Origin of the sequence: Massilia sp. PAMC28688 (genome assembly GCF_019443445.1) — a bacterium.
In the GTDB taxonomy this organism is placed as follows: Bacteria; Pseudomonadota; Gammaproteobacteria; order Burkholderiales; family Burkholderiaceae_D; genus Telluria_A.
In genome coordinates, this window is the sequence record NZ_CP080378.1 from 4,767,481 (window position 1) to 4,788,694 (window position 21,214).

The window sequence follows — 21,214 nt, forward strand, 5'->3', positions numbered from 1 at the left end:
CCGACGAAGAAACCGGCCGCCCTGTCCTGCTGTGTTACGGGCTACAACATCAACCCGGTATTTTACTGGATTTCTTGACCACATAGGGGAAATTTCCTTGCGCCCCCCTGCCGCGGGCGATTGTACGCCGTCTGCGCCGGCCCGGCAAACCTGCCATACCCACAATCAATTTCCCCACTCCAGGGTCAGACCACTTAAACACACCAAAATCAATTTCCTCACGCCAGGGTCAGACCACTTGCGGGGCAGGCGCAATAATTTGCTGTCCAGCATTGACGGCAATGGTGTCCAATGCCAATTTATCCGTCAAGCCAGCGGCCTTCGCCCAAGACTTAGGCCCACGCGTTTCGCCGTAACGAGGCGACAATTTGTTTAAGAAATTGATTTTAGCCGCTTTAAGTGGTCTGACCCCGCCTGTAGGAAAGAGCCATTGATCAATTAACTTCGAGGGAGGAACTGCTGCTATGGAATAATTGAAACGGGACGCGGTGTGCGTCGGCAAGAACGTAAAGCGCCGTGACAGGCGCGATACCTTTCGCCATAGGGCGCCACGTTGCCCAGGCGGTGCGGGGTCTGACCCTGCTGCAAGGATATTGATTTTTGAGCGTTTAAGTGGTCTGACCCTGGCGGGAGGAAAGGATTGGCAGCCATGCGGACACGGCTGCCGAACGCTTCACTTATGCGGCGGGCTTTTTGACGCGGAACCAGGCTGCGTACAGCGCCGGCAGAAACAGCAGGGTGAGCGCCGTCGCCACTACCAGGCCGCCCATGATGGCCACCGCCATCGGGCCCCAGAACACTGAACGCGACAGCGGTATCATGGCCAGCGCCGCTGCAGCAGCGGTCAGGATGATCGGCCGGCAACGCCGCACCGCCGCTTCGATCACGGCATGCCACGCCGGCGTGCCGTTGGCAATGTCGTGCTCGATCTGGTCGACCAGGATCACGGAATTGCGGATGATCATGCCGAACAGCGCGATCACGCCCAGGTTGGCCACGAAGCCGAACGGCCGGTCCAGGATCAGCAGCGCCATGGCGGCCCCCGCCACACCCAGCGGACCGGTCAGGAACACCAGCAGCGATCGCGAAAAGCTATGCAGCTGCAGCATCAGCAGGGTGAATACAATGAACAGGACCAGCGGCACATTGGCGGCAATCGAGGCCTCGGCCGCCTTGCTGTCGGCCGCGGCGCCTTCCAGCTCGATGCTGTACCCGGGCGGCAGCGCAGCGCGCAATTGGCCCAGCTTGTCACTGATCTGCGCCGATACGGTCGGGCCCTGGATGCCGTCGATGACGTCACTTTGCGCCGTGATGGCCCATTCCCGCCCCTCGCGCCACACCACGCCCGGCTCCCACACGAACCGCACCCGCGCCAGCTGCCCGATCGTGACCGACTTGCCGGAGGCAGTCGGGATGTTGGTGTCGTTGAGGATGGAAATGGTCGAGCGCTCCTCCACCGGCTGGCGCACGACGATATCGATCAGTTTGTTGTCTTCCCTGAACTGGCCAATGGTCGTCCCGGACAGGATGGTATTTGCCGCCCGCATGACCGTTTGCGACGTCACGCCCACCGCACGCAGCTTGTCCTGATCGAGCTCCAGGCGCAGCACCTTCACCGATTCATTCCAGTTGTCGTTCACGCCCACCGTGTTGGGATTGGCGCGCATGATGTCCTTGAGCTTGTCGGCGTACAGGCGCACGGTCGCAATCTCCGGCCCGGCCACCCGGAACTGCACCGGATACGGTACCGGCGGACCATTGGGCAGCAGCTTGACGCGCCCGCGCACTTCCGGGAAGTCGTTTCGGAAGACCTCCACGATCTTCAGGCGCAGCGCTTCGCGGCTTTTCAGGTCCTTGGCCAGCACCACCACCTGCGACACATTCGACTGCGGGAAGATCTGGTCCAGCGGCAGGTAAAAGCGCGGACTGCCATTGCCGACATAGCTGGTGTAGCTTTCCACGTTGGCCTGCCTGGCGATGAAGGCCTCGAATTTCTTCACCTGCGCCTCGTTGGCCTGGAAGGCCGTCCCTTCGGGCATCCACATTTCCACCATCAGCTCGGGCCTGCTGGAATCAGGGAAGAACTGCTTTTCAATGAATTTGAAGCCGAACACGCCCAGAAAGAATACGCCAAGACTGAGCGCGATGGTGGTCTTGCGCCACTCCACGCACCACGTCACCACGCGCCTGAAGCGCTGGAAGCCGGGCGTGTTGAAGACGTCGTGCCCGGCCTCCCCCGGCTGGTGCGGCTTGACCTTCAAGATCAAAAATCCAATGTAAGGCGTAAACAGCACCGCCACGAACCACGAGACAATCAGTGCGATCGCATTCACGGAGAACATGGAAAAGGTGTATTCGCCTGCCGCCGACTTGGCCAGGCCAATCGGCAGGAAGCCGGCGGCCGTGATCAGGGTACCGGTCAGCATGGGCATGGCGGTGGAGGTATAGGCAAAGGTGGCCGCGTCAAAGCGCGACATGCCCTCCTCCATTTTTCGCACCATCATTTCAACAGCAATGATGGCGTCGTCCACCAGCAGTCCGAGCGCGATGATCAGCGCGCCCAGCGAGATCTTGTGCAGGTCGATCTCGAAAATGCGCATGAAGAGAAAGGTAATGGCCAGTACCAGTGGAATGGTGAGCGCCACTACCAGGCCGGGACGCACGTCGAGCCGGAACGGTTTGGTATGCAGCCCCAGCGCGAGGAAGCTGACGATGAGGACAATGGCGATGGCTTCGGCCAGCGTCACGAGAAATTCCGTGACCGATGCGGTGACGGCGCGCGGCTGGTCCGACACCCGCTGCAGCTCGATCCCGACCGGCAGCTTGGCGCGGATCTCGGCCACGGTCTTGTCCAGGCCTTGGCCCATGGTGATGATATTGCCGCCCTTTTCCATCGATACGCCCAGGCCGATGACTTCCTTGCCGTTAAAGCGCATCTTGTCCCCCGGCGGGTCCTGGTACTGGCGCTTGATGGTGGCAAAATCCCCGAGCCGGATGGTGGTGTTATTGGCGCGCAGCTCCAGGTTTTCCAGGTCCTTGACCGAGCCCAGGGCGCCGGTCACGCGCACCTGCAGGTTGTCGGTGGGGGTGACAATCACGCCGGTCGCCTCCACCGTGTTCTGGGTGGCGATCTGGTTGGCGATGACCTCAAAGGGCACGCCCAGCTGCGAGAACTTCTTGTGGGAGAACTCGATGTTGATCTTTTCCTGCTGCACGCCGAACTGCTCGACCTTCGCTACCAGCGGCACCTGCAGCAGCTGCTGGCGCACGAAGTCGGCGTAATCCTTCATTTCTGCGTAGGTGAAGCCGTCGCCCGACAGGGCAAAGATGGAGCCGTAGGTGTCGCCAAATTCGTCATTGAAGAACGGCCCGATGACGCCGGCCGGCAGCGTGGCGCGGATGTCGCCGACTTTTTTTCGTACCTGGTACCAGGCGTTGGCGGTCTCGCGCGGCGGTGTCGATTCGCGCACCTGTACCAAAATGAGCGTCTCGCCCGGCTTGGAATAGCTGCGGATGGTGTCGATGTAGGGCGTTTCCTGCAACTTGCGTTCAAGCTTGTCGGTCACCTGTTCGGCCATCTGCACGGCGGTGGCGCCCGGCCAGATGGCGCGCACCACCATCACCCGGAAGGTGAATGGCGGGTCTTCATCCTGGCCCAGGCTCATGTAGCTGAAGATGCCGCCCAGGAGCAGCGCGGCGATCAGAAAGCGCGTCAGCGGGATGTGTTCGAGCGCCCAGCGCGACAGGTTCACGCCCCTCATTTGGGCACTCCGGACACTGCTGCCTCGCTGGCCAGGATCTTGACCTTCTGACCGGGCTTGAGGAGGTTGACGCCGGCCGTGACCACGGTCTGCCCGGGCTTGACGCCCCCGGCCAGCACGATGTCGTTACCCGAGGTGCCGCCCACCTGCACCGGCACCAGCTTGACTGCGCCGTTTTCCACGATCCACACCGATGTGGCGGAGCGGTCATGATACAGCGCTGTCAGGGGCACCCGTATTTGCGGGGTGTCGGTGGTGGAGGCGAACTGCACGCGCGCCGTCATGCCCAGTTTGACGTTGGGGGCAGTGTCGGGTATCGACACCTTGGCAGCGTAGGTGCGCGTGGCAGGATCGGCCACCGGGGAGACTTCGCGGATCTTGCCGGGAATGGCCTGGTCGGGACTGGCCCACAGGCGCACGGTCACGTCCTGCATCTCGCGCAGGCTGTCGACCTTGTCTTCCGGCAGCCCGATCACCACTTCCTTGCCGCCGCTGCCCGCCAGGCGCACCACCGGCTGGCCGGCCGTCACCACCTGCCCCACGTCGGCGTCCACTGCGGTGACGACGCCGTCGATGTCGGCCACCAGCGAGGCGTAGCTGGCCTGGTTGCTCTGTCCCGCAAACCCTGCGCGGGCGGCGTCCACATTGGCCTGGGCCGCCGCCAGTGCCGACGCTTTCTGGTCCAGCACTGCCTGGCTCACGAAGTTCTGGCCGCGCAGCTCCTGGTAGCGCTTCAGGTCCGCGCGGGCCAGGTCGCGCGTGGTCTCGGCCGCGCGCAAGGCGGCGCGCGCCTGGGCCTGGGACAGCCGTAAATCCTGCGGGTCGAGCTGCATCAATACCTGCCCGCGCTTGACTTGCGTGCCGGGGTCCACCTTGCGCACGGTGATTTTGCCCGGCACCCGGAACCCCAGGCGCGACTCCACCCGGGCCCGCACTTCGCCTGAAAACTCGGCCTGCATGCCCACATTGCTGGCGTCGAGCACGATCGCGCGCACCGGGCGCACATCTTCCACCTTGGCCGGCTCTTTCGTGCATGCGCTGAGCATGAGGGCGAACGCGAGAGGGAGTAATTTCAAAGAGGACACAGGATTTCCTTTATTATGCGGTAAGCAACTTACAGGGCGCGGTCGCGCCGGCGCCACTAACTGACTTTCCAGTTAGTAATTATAATACTGCAAAAAATCCGTCGCAAATGACTTTCGCGTCATTTATATTTCATGCCAGTTGATCATTACGAAAATTTCCCGGTCGCGTCCATCCTGCTCCCCAAACGGCTCGTCCCCGCGGTCGAGGCGATTTACGCGTTCGCCCGCAGCGCCGACGACATCGCCGACGAGGGCGATGCCGCGCCCGCCGAGCGGCGCGCCGCGCTGCTGGCCTATGAAGCGGCGCTCATTTCCATCGGCCGGGGCGAACCGCAGGCGGCGCCGATGTTCGACCGTCTCGCCAAGGTCATCGTTCAATACGGCCTGCCGCTGCAGCCCTTTCATGACCTGCTGACGGCGTTCATGCAGGACGTCGACACCACCTCCTATGCCGACTTCCCCCAGCTGCTCGACTACTGCCGCCGCTCGGCCAATCCGGTCGGCCTGCTGATGCTGTCGCTGTACGGGGCGGCCACGCCGGGCAATATCACCGATTCCGACGCCATCTGCTCGTCGCTGCAGCTGATTAACTTCCTGCAGGATGTGGCCATCGACCGCCAAAAGGAGCGTACGTATATTCCCCAGGGCGACCTGGCGCGCTTTGGCGTGGACGATGCGCAGCTTGACCGCGGCCAGGCCGACGCCCGCTTCCGCGCCCTGATGCTGTTCGAGGTGGAGCGTGCGCGCGCGCTCATGCTGTCAGGCGCGCCGCTGGCCCTGCGCCTGCCGGGCCGCATCGGCTGGGAGCTGCGCATGGTGGTCCAGGGCGGGCTGCGCATCCTGGAGCGCATCGAGCAGGCCGGCTTTGATGTCTTTCGCCACCGCCCGCGCCTGGGCAAGCGCGATTGGCTGCTGATCATGTGGCGCGCGCTGACCATGGGCGCAAAAAACAGCCGGGCTTGACCTGTCCGGCGCCGCCACGCTATAGAATAGCGGCTTCGCTCCGCCCACCATTGCATCTTTGACCATGTCACCCGACGAATACTGCCAGCAAAAAACCGTCCAGAGCGGCTCCAGTTTCTATTACAGCTTCCTGTTCCTGCCCCCGGAGCGGCGCCGCGCCATCACGGCCCTGTATGCATTTTGCCGCGAAGTGGACGACACGGTCGATGAATGCACCGACCAGTCGATTGCCCGCATCAAGCTGGCATGGTGGCGCAATGAAGTGGCGCAGACCTATGCCGGCAAACCCACGCACCCGGTCATGCAGGCGCTCGAGCCGCACCTGGCACTGTACGATCTGCAGCAGCAGCACATGCAGGCGATCATCGATGGCATGGAGATGGACCTGGACCAGACCCGCTACCTGGACTATCCGGCCATGCAGCGCTATTGCTGGCATGTGGCAAGCGTGGTGGGCATCCTCTCTGCCAGTATCTTCGGGCTGACCAATCCAAAGACGCTGGAATACGCGGAAAAACTTGGCCTGGCCTTCCAGCTGACCAACATCATCCGCGATGTGGGCGAAGATGCGCGCAAGGGCCGCATCTATTTGCCGGTCAACGAACTGCAGCAATTCAATGTCACGGCGGCCGATCTGCTCAATGCCCGCCACAGCGACAAGTTCGAGAACCTCATGCGCTTTCAGGTCGAACGGGCCAAGAAGGTCTACGATGAAGCCTTTGCACTGCTGCCAAGGGAAAACCGGCGCGCCCAGCGCCCGGGCCTGATGATGGCGGCCATCTACCGCACGCTGCTCGACGAGATTGAGCGCGACGGCTACCACGTGCTCACCCAGCGCATTTCGCTGACCCCGATTCGCAAGCTGTGGCTGGCGTGGAAGACCTACGTCCGTGGCTGAGGCGCGCAGGAGCGCGGTGGTGGTCGGCGCCGGGTGGGCCGGCTGCAGCGCCGCGGTGGAACTGGCCCATGCCGGCTACCGGGTCACGCTGCTGGAAGCGGCGCGCACCCTCGGCGGCCGTGCGCGCGCGGTGCAGATCCAGGGCCGCTCGCTCGACAACGGCCAGCATATCCTGCTCGGCGCCTACAAGGAAACACTGCGCCTGATGCGCAAGGTCGGCATCGATCCGGCCAGGGCGCTGCTCAGGCTTCCGCTGCAGATGCGCTACCCGGCCCATTCCGGCGGCATGGATTTTCTCGCCCCGCGCCTGCCGGCGCCCTTGCACCTGGCCATTGCCCTGCTGCGCACCACCGGCCTGTCGGGCGCGGACAAGATGTCGCTGGCGCGCTTTTCGACTACTGCCCGCTGGATGGACTGGCGCCTGCACCACGATTGCAGTGTCAGCGAACTGCTGGAACGGTTTGATCAGACCGCGCGCCTCACGGCTCTCATGTGGCGCCCCCTGTGCCTGGCGGCGCTCAACACGCCCCCCGAGCGCGCGTCGGCCCAGGTATTTTTGAATGTGCTGCGCGACAGCCTGGGCGCACGGCGCGCCGATTCGGACATGCTGCTGCCGCGTACCGACCTGACCGACCTGTTTCCGATCGAGGCCGCCGCCTTTGTCGGCGCGCGCGGCGGCTGCGTGCGCACCGGCGCCAAGGTCAGTGCCGTCACGCGCGAGGCTGGCCACTGGCGGGTCGAGGCGACCGGCAATGCCGGCGAAGGCAGCTTCGGCACCGAGGCCGATGCCGTGGTGCTGGCCGGCGGTGCGATCGCCACCGCGCCTTTGCTGGCCCGGCTCGGACGCGAGGAGCTGGCAGAGCAGCTGAGCGCCTTCAGCTACGAGCCGATCACCACCTGCTACCTGCATTACCCGAGCGGCACTGCCCTGCCCCTGCCTTTTTATGCGCTGGTGGACCGGCCGGACCTGGGCCACTGGGGACAGTTCGTGTTCGACCGGGGCCACCTCGATGCGGGCCAGTCGGGCGTGCTGGCCGTGGTCATCAGCGCCTCCTCGGCAGCGGCGTCGCTCGAGCGGGCAGCGCTTGGTGCGGCCATTGCCGGGCAGCTGGCAGCCGTCTTCGCCAGCCCGGCCCTGGCAGCGCCGGACTGGACCCAGGTAATCACCGAAAAACGTGCAACCTTTGCCTGCACGCCCGGCCTGGCCCGCCCGGCCAACGATAGCGGTTTGTCAGCACTGGCCATTGCCGGCGACTACACGGCCGGCGACTACCCGGCCACGCTGGAGGGCGCAGTGCGCAGCGGCGTGGCCGCGGCGCAGCTCGTGAAGCGGTAGGCGCACGCGCGGCTGTCGCCGCCCTGGGTCGCCTGTTCCGTGAAAATTGCAGACTGTCGCACCGCGCTGGCGCGGCCCGGGCGCTTTTCGTACAGTAGCACCATCGAAAACCAGCCTGAAGGATCCCCACGGGGACAAGCAAAATGAACATGAGTTTGGGATTGCGTGCTGTTGCTTTGCTGGCATTTGTTGCCGCAACGACTGCTGTGATTATCGAACCGGAACTGATTGGCGGCCCACAGGCAGCCACGGTCCGGACACTGGATCCGGTGGTGGCCATCAGCCACCCCTGACCGATCAGAACATGGAACAGAATATGGGCAAGACCGATTACCTCGAAGCGCTGCGGCGCGCCATGACCGGCCTGCCGCCGGAGGCGCAAGCGAAAACCCTGGCCCTGTACGAGCAGCGCTTCGTTGACGGCGTCCTGAATGGGCAGAGCGAAGAGGACGTCGCCCGGGAGCTGGACGACCCGAAGAAGATCGCCCTGACGCTGCGCGCCAGCATTCACCTGCAATCGTTCAACCGCAGCAAAAGCCCCGCGACCTTCGTGCGCATGGCCTTCGCGGCGGTGGGCCTGCTCATTTTCAACCTGGTGATGGTGCTGCCGGCCATGGTGTACGCGGCCGTGTTGGCTGCCATTTACGCGTTCGGCTTCGCCGCCTATCTGTACGGCGTGGTGATCACGGCCAGCGGCCTGACCGGGGTCACCGAAGTGAACCTGGACGGCGTCGGCCAGTACCAGCATCGCGAAGACAATGGCAGCATCACCCGTCATGACATCAATGTGCGGGTACTGATCAGCGGCCCGAATATGCGCTTTTTCGCCAGCCAGCATCCGGGCCGCGAGAAACAGGTGGGCACGGCCGGCTTCATGTTTGCCAGCGAGCTCGAAGATGCATCGCGTCCGGTGCAGTCCTTCCTGGGGCTGGGCATTACCCTGTTTGGCATCCTGATGCTGCTGATGTCGGTGCTCATGACGCGCTATACCCTGGTCGGCATCCGCCGCTACATCGACATGAATTTTTCCCTGCTCAAGGGGCACTGACCTATGCGTATCCTGTTCAGAATTGGCGCCGCCCTGCTGCTGCTCTCGTTTGTGCTGGTGGGTGTCACCGCCAGCCTGTTGAAAACCCACGGCACGGTCAACCGCACCACCCCGGAAATGCGCGAAGTGCGCAGCCAGACCCGCCCCGTGACGGCGGAGGTGACCGACATCGTGCTGTCCGGTTCCGTCAACGTCATGCTGCGCCAGGGGGCGGTGCCGTCCATGACGGTACGGGGCGAAGAGCGCCTGCTGGCCAATGTCGAAACGCGCCAGGATGGCGACACCCTCCACATCGGTATCACGGGCATGCTGCTGCATCATCGCCAGCCGCTGCAGGTGATCCTGGTATTGCCGGAACTGGAAACGCTGCGCATCGCCGGCTCGGGCGACAGCGAAGTCAATGGCTTCAATGGCGAGCATATCGACGTGCGGCTGGAGGGCCGCGGCAGCCTCAAATTCAACGGCCGCTACAAGCATGTACGGGCCACGCTGAAAGGCACGGGCGACATGGAAATGAACGGTGGCGCCAGCGACGAGGTGGAAGTGGCCATGGACGGCTCCGGCGACATGACGGTCGTCGGTTCAGCCAAACAATTTCGCGCCACCCGCAAGGGCTCCGGCGACCTCGATGCCCGGCACCTGGCCGCTGATGACGCCGAGGTGGTCGTCACCGGAAGCGGCAGTTCCGTGGTCCAGGCCCGCAAGAGCGTGGAAGTGACGCTGCATGGCAGCGGCGAGGTGACGGTGTTTGGCAATCCGGCCGAGCGCGTGACCGAGCGCACCGGCAGCGGCGAGATCAATTTCAGGCAGTAGCAGGGGCGCGCCGGGCCAGCCAGTGCAGCGCGTCCATGGCGGCCACGCGGCCACTGGCAAAGCAAGCCGTGAGCAGATAGCCGCCGGTGGGCGCTTCCCAGTCCACCATTTCCCCGGCCACAAACACACCGGGCAGCGCGTGCAGCATCAGCGTGCCGGGTTCGAGCGCCGCAAAGCGCACGCCCCCGGCGCTGCTGATTGCCTCGTCGATGGGGCGCGCGGCCTTGAGCACCAGCGGCAGGCGCTTCAAGGATTGGGCCAGGATCGCGGTATCGTTAAACTGGGCCGCCGTCAGGCATTCGCGCAGCAGGCCGGACTTGACGCCCTTGATGCCCAGCCGGCTTTGCAGGTGGCTCGACATCGAGCGTGAGCCGCGCGGCCGTGTCACTTCGTCGTGCACGCGCTGCAGGTCATGGTCGGGCACCAGGTCGAGCCAGATGGTGGCACTGCCGCACTCGGCAATCTGGTCGCGCAGCGGCGCCGACAGCGCGTAAATCAGGCTGCCCTCCACCCCAGTGGCCGTGACCACGAACTGACCCCGGCGCCGCGTTTGCACGCCCTGTTCGTCGGTGGCGATGATGGCCACCGTGGTCAAGGGTTCGCCCGCATGGCGGGCGCTGAAATGCGCGCTCCAGCCAACATCAAAACCACAGTTGGCAGGCACCAGGGGCGCCACCGACACAGCCTGTTGTTCGAGCAGCGGGACCCAGGCGCCGTCCGATCCGAGCCTGGCCCAGCTTGCGCCACCAAGCGCCAGCACGACGGCGTCGGCGCGCACCTGCTGCTCGCCGACCGGCGTGGCCAGGCGCAGCGCGTCGCCGTCCCATCCCAGCCAGCGATGGCGCATGTGAAAACGCACGCCCGACTCGCGCAGGCGGTGCAGCCACGCGCGCAGCAGCGGCGCGGCCTTCATATCAGCCGGGAAGACGCGCCCGGAACTGCCGACAAAGGTGTCCACCCCAAGGCCGTGGATCCAGGCGCGCACGGCATCGGCATCGAAGTCGTTGAGCCACCCCTGCACCTCGCCCGCCCGGGCGCGGTAGCGCTGCACGAACTGCGCGAACGGCTCCGAATGGGTGATGTTCATGCCGCCCTTCCCGGCCAGCAGGAACTTGCGTCCCACCGAAGGCATTGCATCGTACAGGTCAACCTGCACCCCCCTGGCACTGAGCACTTCAGCTGCCATGAGGCCGGCCGGGCCGCCGCCGATGATGGCTACGCAAGGGGAACTGGTGGATGAAGTGGACATGGTCGCGGCAGGTCTGGAATCGACCCGCATTGTAGTCCAGTTTGACCGCCGCAAAAAAAATGTAAAGGCAGCTTGACATGTCAAGGAAGCTTGACTACGATGTAAAGCATACTTTACTAAAGGAGAAATGTCATGCACGAAAAGACAGTGGCCCGCGTCTATTTTCGCGAACTGGGAGGCGCGCTGCTCATCTATGGGACCTTGCTGGTGGCAAGCATTGTGTTTGGGCGCGCCATGGCGCCAGGGATGCTGCGCACCGTGGTCCTGCTCAGTCCCATGATCGGCTTCGCCCTCGCTGCCTGGGCGATCGCCCGCCACCTGGGGCGCATTGATGAATACCAGCGCCTGATGACGCTTGAAAACCTGGCCATTGCCGCCGCCACCACGGCCGGCCTCTCCTTCAGCTACGGCTTCATGGAAACCGCCGGTTATCCAAAACTGTCCATGTTCAGCGTGTGGGTGGTGATGGGGGCGTCCTGGTTTGTGGTGCAGTTCATCCGCTGCAGGTGGCCACGTTGAACAACCATATCCGCGAACTGCGCGCTGCCGCAGGCTGGAGCCAGGCCCACCTGGCCGACCTGCTGCAGGTGTCGCGCCAGACCATCAATGCCATCGAGACCGGCCGCTACGATCCCAGCCTGCCGCTGGCGTTTGCGATCTCGCGCCTGTTTTCCCAGCCAATCGAATCCATTTTCACACCCGACCAGGAGACAACATGATCAAGCGCCTCATTCTCGCCCTTTCGCTCAGCCTGCCGCTGGCACAGACCGCCGCGGCGCAAGCCGGCCCGGTAGCGAATCGCTACGCCGCCACCATCGCCGCGGCCGAACGCTTCACCGTCGGCGATACGCTGGTCGAACGCCATGGCAGCGGCAGCCCCGCGCTCATTCTCATTCCCGGCCTGGCCAGCGGGGCGTGGGTGTGGCAGGAAACGGTGCGCCAGTTCGCGCCGCAGCACAGTATCTACGTGCTCACCCTGCCCGGCTTTGATGGCCATCCGGCGGTGCCGGGCAAAGGCATGGCCGCGGCCATGGAATCGGTGCGCGAGCTGATCGCCTCGCGCAAGCTGGTGCGTCCGATCCTGATCGGCCACAGCCTGGGCGGAATCATGTCGATTGATCTCGCGGCGCGCTATCCGGACCTGGTGCGCGGCGTGGTCAGCATCGATGGCTTGCCCGTGTTCCCGGGCACCGAACAGTGGCCGCAGGCCCAGCGCAGCGCCATGTCGGCCACCCTGGCGGCAAGGCGCTCGTCGCCGGCACTCTTTGCCGAGCAACAGCAGCAGTACATGAGCGGTACAGGGACGATCGACATGAGCCGCGCCGCGGACCTGGCCAGGCTGACGGCAAAAAGTGATCCGGCTGCCGTGGCGCGCTACATGGCCGACGGCATCGGGCTAGACCTGCGCAGCGCGCTGCCTGCGATCAAGGCGCCGGTACTGGTACTGTCGCCGTTTGCGGCCGTCGATGGCGACCAGCTGCAGATGAACGAGGAAGGCAAGACCGCGTACTACAAGTCGCTCATGCAGGGCACGCCGAATGTGACGGTGCAATCGATTTCGCCGGCACGCCACTTCGCCATGTTTGACCAGCCGCAGAAGGTCAATGACGCACTGCGCGCCTTTATCGCCGGCCTGCCCAGGTAAATTCAGCCGCCGGTGACGGGAGGGAAAAAGGCGACCTCACCGCCATCGGCGATGGCGGTATCGGGTGCACACATCACATGGTTGAATGCCATGCGCAGCGGGCGGTCCTGGCCCAGCGCGTCGCTCCACAGGCCGCCGCGCTGCTGCAGGAAGGTGCGCACCTCGCCCACGGTCGCCACGCCGGCGGGCAGCGTGAGCTGTTCCTGGGAAGTGCCAAGCTGCTCGCGCACGCTGGCGAAAAAACGCAGGGTAATTCTCATGATGTCCTAATACAGTAAGCCGGAAAACGGAATGAACCGCACCATGTCGCCCGGCGCGATCGCCTGACCCGGCGCATTATCGACCAGGCCGTCGCCCCACACCGTCGACGTCAGTACACCTGAGCCCTGATTGGGAAACAGATCAAGGCCGCCGCCGTCATTGATGCGCACCCGCAGGAACTCGTTGCGGCGGTCAGGCCTCGGCCAGTGAAAATCAGATCGCATGGCATAGGCGCGGGGAGCAAAGTCGCCGGCGGCGCCCTGCAGGCGCAGGATGAACGGACGCACGAACAGCAAAAAGGTAATAAAGCTCGACACCGGGTTGCCGGGAAGGCCAAGGAAATAGGCGCAGCCGTCGTCGCGCCGCACTTCGCCAAAGGCCAGCGGTTTGCCCGGCTTGACGGCGATCTGCCACATGTCGAGCCGCCCTTCCGCTTCCACGGCAGGCTTGATGTGGTCTTCTTCGCCCACCGATACCCCGCCTGAGGTGATGATGAGGTCATGCTCCCGGGCTGCCGCGCGCAAGGTGGCCCGGGTGGCGTCCAGCGTATCGGGCACAATGCCGTAGTCGGTCAGCGAACAGCCCAGGTTTTCCAGCAGCGCGCGCAGGGTAAAGCGGTTGGAGTTGTACACCGCTCCCGGGGCCAGCTTGCCGCCGGGAGCTTCACCGGGCATGGTCAGTTCGTCGCCGGTAAAGAACACGGCCACGCGCAGGCGCCGGTACACCGACAGATGCGCCAGGCCCACCGAGGCGGCCAGGCCGAGCTCCTGGCTGCGCAGGCGCGTGCCGGCGGCCAGGATGACGGAGCCGGCCACGATGTCTTCGCCGGCGCGGCGGATCCACTCGCCCGGCTGCGGCGCGTGCAGGACCCTGACCATGTCGGGCGCCACGGCTTCGCACTGCTCCTGCATGACCACGGCGTCGGCGCCTTCGGGAATCATGGCGCCGGTGAAAATGCGCGCCGCGCAGCCGGGCTGCAAGGCTTCTCCCACATGGCCGGCCGGGATGCGCTGGCTGACCCTGAGCGTCGCCGCGCCGCTGACGCAATCGGCCGCGCGCACGGCATAGCCGTCCATCTGAGTATTGTCGGCTGACGGCACATTGATGGCCGAGGCCTTGGCTTCGGCCAGGACGCGGCCATTGGCGTCCAGCGTGGGCACGATCTCGGCCTTGAGCGCCTGGCGCGGGGCGGCCGCCATGAAGTCCAGCGCCTCGCGCACGGTCAGCATGGGCCGTTTCGCAGCATTCATCGCCTACAGTCCCGTATTGGCCGCGATATAGGCCTTCATCTGCTCCACGTCGGGCGGCATGACGACGAATTTTTGCGGCAGCGACTCGATATTCTCGAAGCCGGGCGGCCGTGCGGCGTCCACGCCCAGCGCATCGAGTATGGTCTCGTTGAACTTTGCAGCCAGCGCGGTTTCGAGCACGATCATGGGAACGCCCGGCGCCACGTACTGGCGCGCCACCTTGATGCCGTCGGCCGTGTGGGTGTCGATGGTGATGTCATAGTCGTCGGCCACGTCGCGGATGGTGTCGAGGCGATCCTTGTGGGTCGATTTGCCCGATGCGAAACCGTATTCGGACACCAGCTTGAATTCGTCGCCGTCGCTGCCAGGCTTGCCGGACAGGTCGAAGCCGCCCTGGGTTTCCACCTTGTGGAACAGCTCGCGCACGCGGTCGCCGTCGCGCCCTACCAGGTCGTAAATGAAGCGCTCGAAGTTGGACGCCTTGGAAATATCCATCGACGGACTGCTGGTGTGGTAGGTCTCGGCGGACTTGCGCACGCGGTACACGCCGGTGCGGAAAAACTCGTCCAGCACATCGTTTTCGTTGGTGGCGGCAATCAGGCGGTCAATCGGCAGGCCCATCATGCGCGCGATGTGACCGGCGCAGATATTGCCGAAGTTCCCCGACGGGACCGTGAACGACACCTTTTGCGTGTTGTCGGTGGTGGCCGCGAGGTAGCCGCGGAAGTAGTACACCACCTGCGCCACCACGCGCGCCCAGTTGATGGAGTTGACGGTGCCGATCTTTTGCCGGCCCTTGAACGGCAAATCATTGGAGACTGCCTTGACCAGGTCCTGGCAGTCATCGAACACGCCTTCAACGGCGATGTTGAAAATGTTCGGGTCCTGGAGGCTGAACATTTGCGCGCTCTGAAAAGCGCTCATCTTCTTGTGCGGCGAGAGCATGAAGACACGGATGCCCTTCTTGCCGCGCATGGCGTATTCGGCGGCACTGCCGGTGTCACCGGAGGTGGCGCCAAAGATATTGAGTTCGGCGTTGGACTTGGCCAGCGCGTACTCAAACAGGTTGCCAAGCAGCTGCATGGCCATGTCCTTGAAAGCGAGCGTGGGGCCGTTCGACAGCGCTTGCAGCATCAGCGTCTTGTCGCCATCCTGCTCCAGCACGCGCAGCGGCGTAATCTCCCCTGCATCCTCGCCGGCGCGCGCATTGCAGTACACGTCGCTGGTGTAGGTACGGGTGGTGAGCGCCATGAGGTCCGCATCCGGGATGTCGGTGGCGAACTTGCGCAGGATTTCATAGGCCAGGCTGGCGTACGACAGCTTGCGCCAGGCATTGAGCTCTTCGCCGGTCACCTGCGGATACTCGGCCGGCAGATACAGCCCACCGTCCGGGGCCAGGCCGCCGAGCAGGATGTCGCAAAATTGTTGGGGAGCTGGCGCTGCGCCCTTGCCGGCGCGGGTGGAGACGTAATGCATGGTGGAAGGGGTCCGTTATAAGCTGCGTCGATGAAAACTGCGCGCATACTGCGCTATCTGACGTTTATTATAGTGCGGACCGGATTGTCTCGCGTGAAACGGCGATTTTTCCGAATTATTCGCGGCCAGTCACTGCCGGCCGCGCAATCGCGCCTGAAACCTCAGCAGGCCGCGTGATTGACCGTGACCACGTGGATTGCCAGGCCGCCGAGCGAAGTCTCCTTGTACTTGACCTGCATGTCGGCCCCGGTCTGGCGCATCGTTTCGATCACTTCATCAAGGCTGACGAAGTGGGTGCCGTCCCCGCGCAGCGCCAGTGAGGCGGCCGTGATGGCCTTGATGGCGCCCATGCCGTTACGCTCGATGCAGGGAATCTGTACCAGGCCACCAATCGGGTCGCACGTCATGCCCAGGTGGTGCTCGATGCCGATTTCGGCCGCGTTTTCGATCTGTTCGTTGGAGCCGCCCAGGGCCGCCACCAGGCCCGCTGCCGCCATCGCGCACGCCACGCCCACTTCGCCCTGGCAGCCGATTTCGGCGCCCGAGATGGAGGCGTTCTTCTTGCACAGCATGCCGATGGCAGCTGCCGTGAGCATAAAGGCGCGCACGCCCGTGACCGGGTCGCTGGGACGGCAGTCTTCGGCGTAGTAGCGCAGCACGGCGGGAATGATGCCGGCCGCGCCGTTCGTTGGCGCAGTCACCACACGCCCGCCTGCCGCGTTTTCTTCATTGACCGCCATTGCATACAGGCTGACCTGGTGCATGGCATCGTGCGGCAGGTCGTTGGCGCGGTTGTCGCCATTGAGCACGTCCTGCGCCTGGGTCCAGAGCGCCGCGGCGCGGCGCTTGACATTGAGTCCGCCCGGCAGCTGGCCGGCAGTGACGAGGCCGTGGGCGATACAGTCGCGCATGACCTGCCAGATCTGGTCCAGGCCAGCGTCAAGTTCCGCTTCGCTCATGCGCATCAGTTCATTGGCGCGCATCATCTGGGGAATGGTTTTGCCGCTTGCCTTGCCATGGGCCAGCAGCTGGTCCATGGTATCGAAGGCAAACGGGATCGGCGCCGAGCCGCCCGAGGCGCTCTGGCGCGCCTGCGATTCCCCCGCCGCGTGGATAAACCCTCCGCCGACCGAGTAAAAGATGCGCTCGATGACCGAGCCATCGGCCAGCTTGAGGGTAAAGCGCATGCCGTTGGGGTGCTCCGGCAGGGTCGAGGTCTTGTGCCACAACAGGCCGGTACGCGCCGTAAACGGCACTTCCTTCACGCCCAGCAGCTTGATGACGCCATCGAGTTCGACCTCGGCCAGGCGGTCTTCGACCGTATCCGGATTGATGCCCTGCGGTGTCTCGCCCATCAGGCCCAGGATGACTGCCTTGTCGGTGGCGTGGCCGACGCCGGTGAGGGCAAGCGAGCCGTAAAGCGCCGCTTCCACGCCGACGGCGTTGTCGAGCGGGCCGCATTCGACCAGGAACCGGCGCGCCGCCACCATCGGCCCCACCGTGTGGGAACTGGACGGACCAATGCCGATCTTGAATAGGTCGAATACGCTCATGTCCATCGTCTTGCCTCTTTCTGTTCTCGTGCGCCTTGTGAGCGCGTATCAGGCAGCCTGGCTCAGGCCGACGTCGATGTTGTCGAGCATGTCGGTGACCAGCTGTTCGAGTCCGATCCGGGCTTTCCAGCCCCAGTCGCTTGCAGCTTTGCTGTCGTCCAGGCTTTGTGGCCAGGTATCGGCAATGGCCTGACGGCTGTCAGGGACGTAGCTGATCGTGAAGTCGGGCTGCACCACGGTGATCGCGGCCGCCAGTTCACGCGGTTTGAACGACAGACCCGCCACATTATATGCCGAACGAACCGCGATCTTGTCGGCCGGGGCGTCCATCAGTTCAATGGTTGCGCGAATGGCATCGGGCATGTAGATCATCGGCAGCGTGGTCTCGGGGCCGAGGAAGCACTCGTAGCGCGTGCCCTTGAGCGCGGCGTGGAAGATGGCGATGGCGTAGTCGGTGGTGCCGCCGCCAGGGGGCGACTTGTAGCTGATGATGCCGGGGTAGCGGATGCTGCGCACGTCCACGCCGTACTTGGTGAAGTAGTACTCGCACAGGCGCTCGCCGGCCAGCTTGCTGATGCCGTAGATCGTGGTCGGATCCATGACGGTGAACTGCGGCGTGTTCTGCGCCGGCGTGTTGGGGCCGAAGGCGGCAATCGAGGATGGCCAGAACACGCGCAGGGGCTTGCCCGCTTCGCCGCGCTCGCGCGCCACTTCCAGGATGTTGAGCAGGCCATCCATGTTCAGCTCCCACGCCTTGAGCGGGGCTTTTTCGCCGGTGGCGGACAGCAGCGCGGCCAGCTGATAGACCTGGGTGATGCCTTCGTCGGCCACCAGTTGAGCCAGGCGGGTGCGATCGAGCACGTCGAGCTGGGTGTAGCGCGCAGCCTTGTAGACGTTGCTGGTGCCGATGTCGGAGGCGATGACGTTGTCCGCGCCGTGCTGCTCGGCCAGTGCGCCGACCAGCTCACTGCCGATCTGGCCGTTGGCGCCGATGATGAGGATGCGTTCCATGTGTTTTCCGTATTCTTGTGCGTCGCTGACGTGGTCAGTTCTTGAGGATGCCCAGCTCGCGCCCGGCCTGTTCGAATGCTTTCAGTACTGTCTCGAGCTGCTCGCGGGTGTGCGCGGCCGAGAGCTGCACGCGCACGCGCGCCTGGCCCATTGGCACCACCGGGTAGAAAAAGCCCGACAGCAGCACGCCCAGCTCATACATTCGGGCTGCGAACTTCTGTGCCACCGGCGCCTCGAACAGCATCACCGGCACTACCGGATGGGTGCCCGGCTTGATGGTAAAGCCGATGCGCTCGATCTCCCGGCGGAAGAACGCGGTATTGTCGTGCAGGCGGTCGCGCAGTTCCGTCGACTGGGAAATGCGCTCCAGTACCGAGAGCGAAGCGCCCGCAATGGATGGCGCCAGCGTGTTGGAGAACAGGTAGGGACGCGACTTCTGGCGCAGCGTCTCGATCACTTCCTTGCGGGCGGCGGTAAAGCCGCCCATGGCGCCGCCCAGGGCCTTGCCCAGCGTGCCGGTGATGATGTCGATCCGGCCCATGACATTGTGGTGCTCGTGGGTGCCGCGCCCGGTCTTGCCCATGAAGCCGGAGGCGTGGCATTCGTCGATCATGACCAGCGCGCCGTATTTGTCCGCCAGGTCGCAGATCTTGTCGAGCTGCGCGATGGTGCCGTCCATGGAGAACACGCCATCGGTGACGATGACCTTGTGGCGCTTGCCGGCATCCACGGCGGCCTTGAGCTGCACTTCGAGGTCGGCCATGTCGTTGTGCAGGTAGCGATAGCGCCCTGCCTTGCACAGGCGGATGCCGTCGATGATGGAGGCGTGATTGAGCGCGTCCGAAATGATGGCATCGTTCTCGTCAAACAGCGGCTCGAACACACCGCCGTTGGCGTCGAACGCGGCGGCGTACAGGATCGTGTCTTCGGTTCCCAGAAATTGCGAGAGCGCCTTTTCCAGTTCCTTGTGCACGGTCTGGGTACCGCAGATGAAACGCACCGACGACAGGCCGTAGCCATATTTTTCCGTCGCCTCGATCGACGCCTGCTGCGTCTGCAGGTCGCCGGACAGGCCGAGGTAATTGTTGGCGCACATATTGATGAGCGTGCGGCCATCTTCTGCCACCACTTCGGCGCCCTGGCGCGAGGCGATCACGCGCTCCGGCTTGTACAGCCCCTGCTCGCGCAGCGTGTCCAGCTTGTCCTGCAGACCACTGAAAAACGCATTCTTGGCTTGTTCGCTCATTTTTATCCCCCGTGGTGACGCCGGCTTGACCGACTGTTGCACTATGCTGTACCGTGATCGCTCGATGCTGCTAATTCCTGCATATCGAACTTAAATTCAATATAATGGATATTACCCAAGGCTGTTGAACTTGGCAAGCATGACGTTGGCTTAATTTCGATCAACTTTACTGAAATATCATGAACACAGCCCTGTCCACCAATTCTCCTCCAGAAGTCGGCGCCACGCTGCAAAGGCTGCGCCTGGCGCGCGGGCTGACGCTGGAAGACCTGTCGCGCATTGCAGGGGTGTCGAAATCGATGTTATCCCAGATCGAAAGGGAGAAGGCAAACCCGACGATCGCCATCACGTGGCGCCTGGCCAACGCGCTGGGCGTGGCCATCGGCGAATTGCTGTCGTCGGAGACGCGGGTGGCGGAAACGATCCGGGTGCTGGAGGCGCACGAGACCCCTACCCTGCCAGGCGCCCATGCCGGCTACACCCTGCGCATCCTGGGGCCGATGGAAATGGCCGGCAAATACGAATGGTATGAACTGACGCTGGCGCCAGGCGGCGAACTGGCCTCGCAGGCGCACGATCCCGGCACCAGCGAGCACATGACCGTGATCCAGGGCGCCATCGAGGTGGAAGTGGGCATGGAAAAGAAAAAACTCAAGCTGGGCGCCACGGCGCGCTACCCGGCCGACCAGAACCATGTGCTGCGCAACATCGGCAAGACCGAGGCCAGGGCCCTGCTGGTGGTGGTACACCGCTAGGCGCGGCTGCGGCGCGCGAACTGGCGTGCCAGGACAAAGGCTGCCAGCGTGGCCAGCACATGCTTGATGGTGTGCCCGCTCATCACATCGAGCGCGTCGAGCACGGCGTGGTCGGCCACCTCGAACAGCTTGGCCCACACGTACAGCACAATGGCGATGAAAAAGGCGGTGCGCTGGGCCATGGGCGCGCGCGCCTGCCACTGCAGCACGGGAATCAAGACCAGCGGCGCGCCCTGGATCAGCAGGTAGTAGCGCAAGTCGCCCGTCCACGACCACCACAGCACACTGCCGATGCCAAAGGCGACCAGCGCCGGCAAGGCCATCGCGGCCGCGGCGCCGCGACAGGCGTCGCGCATGGTGGCGGCCAGCAGTGCGGCGCAGGCAACGGCGATCGGCATCCGGTCCCACAGCAAGCGCGCATCGTCGGGCGCCAGGTGATACCAGCCGGAGCCGATGGCCGTCAGGCCGATGGCCGCGAAAAACACCGCGTACGCGGGGCGGGCGGGATCGGCTGCCGAACCGCGGCGCAGGGCCACCAATCCATAGGCCGCCACCAGCAGGAAGCCGAAATTGGACAGTACATCGGCACCCCGCGCGATCCCGAACAGCGCGCGCTGGTCGGCAAAGGCATGGTAGTCGTGCGGCTGGGCGATGGGGCCGGACAGGACCAGCGCCGCCATGAGCGCCAGGGCGACGAAAGGCGCCACGCGGGGCCGTGCTTGGGTAGAGTTCATAGCAGTCTCTTCGTGAAAGGGAGCCCAGTGTGCCCCCGCCAGGCGCCAGATCAAATCACCCTGCCTCTGGTGCCTTAAACGGCCACCTCACGTACCGGATTGTAATACCCACCGGGCCGGCCAGCGCGCG

Annotated in this window: 20 protein-coding genes; 10 read left to right on the plus strand and 10 right to left on the minus strand. The window is 64.3% G+C overall.

Features of this window, described 5'->3' with window-relative positions:
- Positions 1-677 precede the first annotated feature (677 nt).
- Complete coding sequence (locus tag KY495_RS21230) at positions 678-3,761, minus strand: efflux RND transporter permease subunit (RefSeq protein ID WP_219881275.1); 3,084 nt, start codon at positions 3,759-3,761, stop codon at positions 678-680.
- Complete coding sequence (locus KY495_RS21235; RefSeq protein WP_229518404.1) at positions 3,758-4,846, minus strand: efflux RND transporter periplasmic adaptor subunit; 1,089 nt, start codon at positions 4,844-4,846, stop codon at positions 3,758-3,760. The genes KY495_RS21230 and KY495_RS21235 overlap by 4 nt, the downstream gene beginning before the upstream one ends.
- A 132-nt stretch (positions 4,847-4,978) precedes the next feature.
- Here KY495_RS21235 and hpnC point away from each other — a divergent pair, with 132 nt between their 5' ends.
- The 6 genes from hpnC (at position 4,979) to KY495_RS21265 (ending at position 9,904) form a co-directional block, all read left to right on the plus strand.
- Positions 4,979-5,809 carry a squalene synthase HpnC gene (gene hpnC / locus KY495_RS21240; protein ID WP_219881276.1) on the plus strand — a complete coding sequence of 277 codons (831 nt, stop codon included), beginning with the start codon at positions 4,979-4,981 and terminating at the stop codon, positions 5,807-5,809.
- 64 nt (positions 5,810-5,873) lie between these two features.
- Entirely contained in the window at positions 5,874-6,707 is an 834-nt protein-coding gene (hpnD, locus tag KY495_RS21245; RefSeq protein WP_219881277.1) for a presqualene diphosphate synthase HpnD, read from the plus strand.
- Positions 6,700-8,043: a hydroxysqualene dehydroxylase HpnE gene (gene hpnE, locus KY495_RS21250; protein WP_219881278.1), complete on the plus strand. Its 1,344-nt coding sequence runs from the start codon at positions 6,700-6,702 to the stop codon at positions 8,041-8,043. The genes hpnD and hpnE overlap by 8 nt, the downstream gene beginning before the upstream one ends.
- Before the next feature lie 143 nt (positions 8,044-8,186).
- A complete protein-coding gene (locus tag KY495_RS21255; protein WP_219884414.1) occupies positions 8,187-8,336 on the plus strand; it encodes a hypothetical protein in 150 nt (49 codons plus the stop codon).
- An 11-nt stretch (positions 8,337-8,347) separates the two neighbouring features.
- On the plus strand, positions 8,348-9,091 hold the full coding sequence (locus tag KY495_RS21260) for a DUF1700 domain-containing protein (protein WP_219881279.1): 744 nt from the start codon (positions 8,348-8,350) through the stop codon (positions 9,089-9,091).
- 3 nt (positions 9,092-9,094) lie between these two features.
- Positions 9,095-9,904, plus strand: coding sequence for a head GIN domain-containing protein (locus tag KY495_RS21265; RefSeq protein WP_219881280.1), 810 nt, complete (start codon positions 9,095-9,097; stop codon positions 9,902-9,904).
- On the opposite strand, the gene KY495_RS21270 is transcribed toward KY495_RS21265, so the two are convergent.
- A complete protein-coding gene (locus KY495_RS21270; RefSeq protein WP_219881281.1) occupies positions 9,894-11,153 on the minus strand; it encodes a TIGR03862 family flavoprotein in 1,260 nt (419 codons plus the stop codon). The genes KY495_RS21265 and KY495_RS21270 overlap by 11 nt on opposite strands.
- A gap of 132 nt (positions 11,154-11,285) precedes the next feature.
- Here KY495_RS21270 and KY495_RS21275 point away from each other — a divergent pair, with 132 nt between their 5' ends.
- The 3 genes from KY495_RS21275 to KY495_RS21285 are packed head-to-tail and all read left to right on the plus strand — an operon-like array spanning position 11,286 to position 12,798.
- A complete protein-coding gene (locus tag KY495_RS21275) occupies positions 11,286-11,672 on the plus strand; it encodes a hypothetical protein (protein ID WP_219881282.1) in 387 nt (128 codons plus the stop codon).
- Positions 11,669-11,872 carry a helix-turn-helix transcriptional regulator gene (locus tag KY495_RS21280; protein ID WP_219881283.1) on the plus strand — a complete coding sequence of 68 codons (204 nt, stop codon included), beginning with the start codon at positions 11,669-11,671 and terminating at the stop codon, positions 11,870-11,872. Before KY495_RS21275 ends, KY495_RS21280 begins: the two co-directional genes overlap by 4 nt.
- Complete coding sequence (locus KY495_RS21285; protein ID WP_219881284.1) at positions 11,869-12,798, plus strand: alpha/beta fold hydrolase; 930 nt, start codon at positions 11,869-11,871, stop codon at positions 12,796-12,798. Before KY495_RS21280 ends, KY495_RS21285 begins: the two co-directional genes overlap by 4 nt.
- Positions 12,799-12,800: 2 nt before the next feature.
- Here KY495_RS21285 and moaD read toward each other — a convergent pair whose 3' ends face one another.
- The 6 genes from moaD to kbl all read right to left on the minus strand — a co-directional run bounded on the left by moaD (position 12,801) and on the right by kbl (position 19,595).
- Complete coding sequence (gene moaD, locus KY495_RS21290; protein WP_219881285.1) at positions 12,801-13,058, minus strand: molybdopterin converting factor subunit 1; 258 nt, start codon at positions 13,056-13,058, stop codon at positions 12,801-12,803.
- A 6-nt stretch (positions 13,059-13,064) separates the two neighbouring features.
- Entirely contained in the window at positions 13,065-14,309 is a 1,245-nt protein-coding gene (gene glp / locus KY495_RS21295) for a gephyrin-like molybdotransferase Glp (RefSeq protein WP_219881286.1), read from the minus strand.
- A gap of 3 nt (positions 14,310-14,312) precedes the next feature.
- Entirely contained in the window at positions 14,313-15,785 is a 1,473-nt protein-coding gene (gene thrC / locus KY495_RS21300; protein ID WP_219881287.1) for a threonine synthase, read from the minus strand.
- A gap of 161 nt (positions 15,786-15,946) precedes the next feature.
- Complete coding sequence (locus KY495_RS21305) at positions 15,947-17,344, minus strand: L-serine ammonia-lyase (protein WP_219881288.1); 1,398 nt, start codon at positions 17,342-17,344, stop codon at positions 15,947-15,949.
- A 42-nt stretch (positions 17,345-17,386) separates the two neighbouring features.
- On the minus strand, positions 17,387-18,349 hold the full coding sequence (locus KY495_RS21310) for an NAD-dependent epimerase/dehydratase family protein (RefSeq protein WP_219881289.1): 963 nt from the start codon (positions 18,347-18,349) through the stop codon (positions 17,387-17,389).
- 34 nt (positions 18,350-18,383) lie between these two features.
- The gene (gene kbl, locus KY495_RS21315; RefSeq protein WP_219881290.1) at positions 18,384-19,595 is read right to left on the minus strand and encodes a glycine C-acetyltransferase; all 1,212 of its coding nucleotides are present in this window, start codon (positions 19,593-19,595) and stop codon (positions 18,384-18,386) included.
- A 179-nt stretch (positions 19,596-19,774) separates the two neighbouring features.
- On the opposite strand from kbl, the gene KY495_RS21320 reads away from it, so the two are divergent.
- The gene (locus tag KY495_RS21320; protein ID WP_219881291.1) at positions 19,775-20,350 is read left to right on the plus strand and encodes a helix-turn-helix domain-containing protein; all 576 of its coding nucleotides are present in this window, start codon (positions 19,775-19,777) and stop codon (positions 20,348-20,350) included.
- On the opposite strand, the gene KY495_RS21325 is transcribed toward KY495_RS21320, so the two are convergent.
- Positions 20,347-21,084 (minus strand): hypothetical protein, encoded by a 738-nt coding sequence (locus tag KY495_RS21325; protein ID WP_219881292.1) that lies wholly within the window; start codon positions 21,082-21,084, stop codon positions 20,347-20,349. The two genes, KY495_RS21320 and KY495_RS21325, sit on opposite strands and share 4 nt — an antisense overlap.
- Positions 21,085-21,214 lie beyond the last annotated feature (130 nt).